Annotated in this window: 3 protein-coding genes and 1 pseudogene; 1 reads left to right on the forward strand and 3 read right to left on the reverse strand. The window is 61.8% G+C overall.

Annotated features, from left to right (window positions below; all coding sequences use genetic code 11):
• Both GOEFS_RS19530 and GOEFS_RS19535 read right to left on the reverse strand, forming a co-directional pair.
• Positions 1–614: pseudogene (locus GOEFS_RS19530) on the reverse strand (Fe-S oxidoreductase); the annotation flags it as partial.
• A 236-nt stretch (positions 615–850) separates the two neighbouring features.
• A complete protein-coding gene (locus GOEFS_RS19535) occupies positions 851–2236 on the reverse strand; it encodes a WS/DGAT/MGAT family O-acyltransferase (protein ID WP_007319681.1) in 1386 nt (461 codons plus the stop codon).
• A 127-nt stretch (positions 2237–2363) separates the two neighbouring features.
• Between GOEFS_RS19535 and GOEFS_RS19540 the strand changes: the two genes are divergently transcribed.
• Positions 2364–2969 (forward strand): SanA/YdcF family protein, encoded by a 606-nt coding sequence (locus GOEFS_RS19540; RefSeq protein WP_138918081.1) that lies wholly within the window; start codon positions 2364–2366, stop codon positions 2967–2969.
• On the opposite strand, the gene GOEFS_RS19545 is transcribed toward GOEFS_RS19540, so the two are convergent.
• Positions 2906–3952 (reverse strand): acyltransferase (locus GOEFS_RS19545; protein WP_007319683.1); only part of this gene is annotated, 1047 nt, incomplete at its 5' end. The genes GOEFS_RS19540 and GOEFS_RS19545 overlap by 64 nt on opposite strands.

Raw genomic sequence — 3952 nt, forward strand, 5'->3', positions numbered from 1 at the left:
ACCATGACAGGACTCGCCGGCAGCAACTTCGCCACCTGCATGGTGAAGAAGTCCGACCCGACATTGCTGTGATGGAAGGTGGCGATCTTGCCGGCCTTCACGAAGATCATGCCCAGGCCTTCGACGAGGACGATGCCTTCGATTGTGTACGCGGGGAGGAATCGCGAACCGGAGAACCGCGAGAGCCGCTCAGGCACCCGGGGATGGTTCAGTTGGCGAATAACGATAAGGGTGACGATGCCGATTACGGTGCCGATGCCGAGGAGCTCGTCCCAGAGATGCCAGCCGAATGTGTCACCGAAGATCGGCCAGTGGAATTCGGGATCGATTGCCTGACCGTATGCCTCGAAGAACAGAACGAACCCGCCGAGGAAGCCAATCATCACCAGCCAGTGGGCGATGCCGACGGTTCGGATTTTGACCATCCGGGTGTGCGCGATGAATTCCTTCATCATCGTCTTGAAGCGGGGCACGATCGGGAATGCTCGACCCGGTGCCGGTTGGCCTTGTGCGATGGTCCGCACGATGCCCGCGACACCGCGGAAGAAGAATGCCCAGCAGATCACGCTGAGCAGCGCTCCGATGGTTCCCAGGGCAATCGTCGTGGAGTTCACTTCGGTCTACCCGGCCTTTCTGTTAGGTCGTCGGGCATCTGAGGCTGACGCCGAGAGCTGATCGGCGCGGACATTCCCCGATGCCACGTTGCTACGACGCAACGTCGTCACAGGTAACCGTAAGGCCTGGCGCGAGTTCAACGTTCCCAAGGCTGACCTAACTTCACCCTAAGACGGGCGCTGCACTATGTAACTTTCGTACTGACCAGTAACTTACTCGCAAGTCATGTCGGATTTCATGTGATGTCGGCAACTTTTTCCAGCTCGCCGAGGGCGGTGTCCAAATGGGTGAGGATCCGTTGCAGGCTCGGGACCTGGGCCCGAGCGCCGATTAGTCCGAAACCCATATACCGACCGGTCGAAGTGATTGTGATATTTAGCGCACATCCCGACGCAGGGATAGAAACGGGGTAGAGCCCGTCGAGCTGAGCGCCGTTCCAATAGAGGTCGTGTTGCGGGCCCGGCACGTTCGAGATGATGACGTTGAACTGCGATGGCGCGTACGAGACGAAACCGGGGACGCTCATGAACGCCATCGAACTTGCGTTCGCTGCGCCCAGGGCGAGTGCCTGCAGCGGGGTAAGGCCGCGGACGACCTCTTTGCTCGCCCGCGTCGATGCCGTGAGCTGAGCCAGCCGTTGTTCCGGATCAGCCTGATCGGTCGCGAGATTCGCCAGGATGGCGGTTACCGCATTGCCGTCTTTCTCGTCGCCGACGTGCATCGACACCGGCACCATCGCTAGCAGCGGCGTATCGGGCAGTGCGTCCTGGTCGATCAGATAGTTGCGCAGAGCGCCGCCGCACATCGCGAGAACGACGTCGTTGAGCGTGAGGTTCAGTGCTGCCGCCACCGCTCGCAGGCGAGCGGTCTCCCATTGCTGTGCGGCGAATCGCCGGGCGCCGCCGATGGGGACGTCGAGGATGGTCTTGGGCGCCCCATGGATCGGAGCGAGATAGTGGGGATCTCGGATCGAGCGCAACGCGATCTGTGCGCTCGCCGGAACCAGGCCGGCGAGTTGGTTGGCTACGCCCGCGGCTCCGGAGATTCCGCCGAAAACCCGTTGGGACAAGCCAGGTTTCGGCTTTGGGGGCCGTTTGCGCTTGAGTGAGGCATCCCAGGGTGCCCGGCCGGTGCGGTCCTCGGGGTCGTCGGACAGGCTGCGGCCAAGGATGCGCAGCGCGGTGACGCCGTCAACGACCGAATGGTGGATCTTGGTGTACAGCGCGACCCGGCCGTCGGCCAGCCCTTCGATCAAATGCGCTTCCCACATCGGCTTGGAACGATCGAGCAACGTCGAGTGATTGAGCGAAACATAGTGCAGGAGTTCACGAATGCGTCCCGGCTTGGGCAGTGCGATGCGACGGACGTGGTAGTCGTAGTCGATCTCGTCGTCGTAGGACCACGAGACCGAGCCGAGCAGACTGAACGGTTGCGTCGGGCGTTTACGGAAATCGGGCTGTATTTCGGTGGCGGTGAGGAACGCTTCCATCATGTCATCGGCCAACTGTCCCGCCGACTGTCCTTCGCGCGGAATGAACAGTTGCAGCCCGCCGACATGCATGGGGAGTTCACGGGTTTCGGCGATCAGAAACATCGACGACGTAATCGGCATGTACTGCATGAATGTGCCTCCGAGATGCTGTGGCGAACCAGTGCGAGGCCCTAACCCTACGTCGGTACGACGGCGTCCGGTGCAACTCCGTTAGATTGGCGAATTCGACGTTGGGCAACTGCGATATCCTGCGGTTATGTCGAAGTCTCGACTTCTTATCCGCGTGGCCATGACGCTGTTCATCGGCGTGGAATTGGCTCTTACGATCGCGTTGACGTGGGTTGTCGCATCATCGAACGGCCGGATTTACCGCACCGACCAGCTCGTGTCGGCTCCGCGCACCGCCCTGGTGTTGGGTTCGTTGGTTTCCGATGGCGTTCCCGGGGACTATGTGCGTGGTCGTCTCGACACCACCGTTGAACTGTGGAATCGCGGCGCGATACGTCGAATCATATTGTCCGGCAACGGTTCTGACGGCGCGGGCAATGAGCCACGGGTGATGCGCGACTATCTAGCCGCGCGCGGTGTGCCCGGCGCGACGATCATCGACGATCCCGCCGGCTACGACACCGCGACGAGCTGTCGTCGGGCACGTGCTGTTTACCAGGCGCACGCGGTGCTTGTTGTCACGCAGGACTTTCACGTGGACCGGGCGGTCGCGTTATGCCGCGCGGCGCATGTCGATGCGACGGGGGTACGCGCTCGATGTGATTGCCCGACATGGACATTGGTCCGCAATCACGCGCGAGAACTGGTGCTTGCCAACCCGCGAGCGCTGTTGTCGGCGTTGGCGTCGTCGTGAAGTGAGTCCGGCACGGTGTCGGGCACCGAGTCGCGCCGCAGCAGGGTGCGGATCGGCGGCAACGGCATCCGTGGTCGGCCGGTCAGGTAGAGCGAGCCGGGCAGCCGACGCAGAATCTCGACGACGATCAGCGAGCCGGCGAGCGTCAGTAGATAGACGACCACCGTGCCGAGGGGCTGCGGGATGTGAGCGAGCAGCCACGGCTTGTCCGGTGCCGCGGTAGGCCGCAGGATGAAGAACAGCACCAACACATGCGCCAAGAAGACTCCGAACGAACGGTTCGATGCCCACGACACCGCTGACGCGAAGCGCGGCGTCTTCGAGCGCCACCGGTCGTTCCAGCGCAGCGCGGCCGCGTAAAGGCACGCGATCGCGACTACCAGGAACGGGATCAACGTCGGCTGAAAGGCATTCGAGGCGTCCATCGGCTTCTGGTCGTCGACGAAGACCCGGATCAGATAGGTCGCGACGGCGAGCGCGGCGGTGAGCACCAGTGCGATCGTCAACACCCAGCCGCGACCCACGAGCCACTGTTTGATGCGCTCTCGATGTACGGCCGCGACCGCACCCAGCACGATGAAGAACTGATACGGCAGGAATGTCGCGTAGTGATGCCACCAGATGGTTCCCAGATATCCAGGGGGCGTCCAATGAGTGAGCGTCGCGGTGAGTGCGATTTGTACCGCAAAACTTACTCCCAGGACCGCGGCGTGATGACCGACGGTTTTGCGAATCAGCCACAGAACCAGTGGGAAGAGCAGGTATACCTGCAACATCACGAACAGGAAGTACATCTGGAAACCCGCGAGTCCCCACGACAGGTTCCACACGTATTCCTGCAGGCTGAATGGCAACTCGGCAATGCGGCCGGACCCCCACATCACCGTGATCACGAAGTAGATCGTCGACCAGATTAGGTAGGGGAAGATGACTAGCTTGATCCGGCGGCGCCAGAAATCGACGGCGCGGAATTCACGCTTGTC

This window comes from Gordonia effusa NBRC 100432 (assembly GCF_000241305.1).
GTDB classification, from domain to species: domain Bacteria; phylum Actinomycetota; class Actinomycetes; order Mycobacteriales; family Mycobacteriaceae; genus Gordonia; species Gordonia effusa.

Excerpts from the sequence above, each read along its gene's own strand:
- GOEFS_RS19535 (WP_007319681.1), bottom strand. The coding sequence starts at position 2,236 with ATGCAGTACATGCCGATTACGTCGTCGATGTTTCTGATCGCCGAAACC.
- GOEFS_RS19540 (WP_138918081.1), top strand. The coding sequence starts at position 2,364 with ATGTCGAAGTCTCGACTTCTTATCCGCGTGGCCATGACGCTGTTCATC.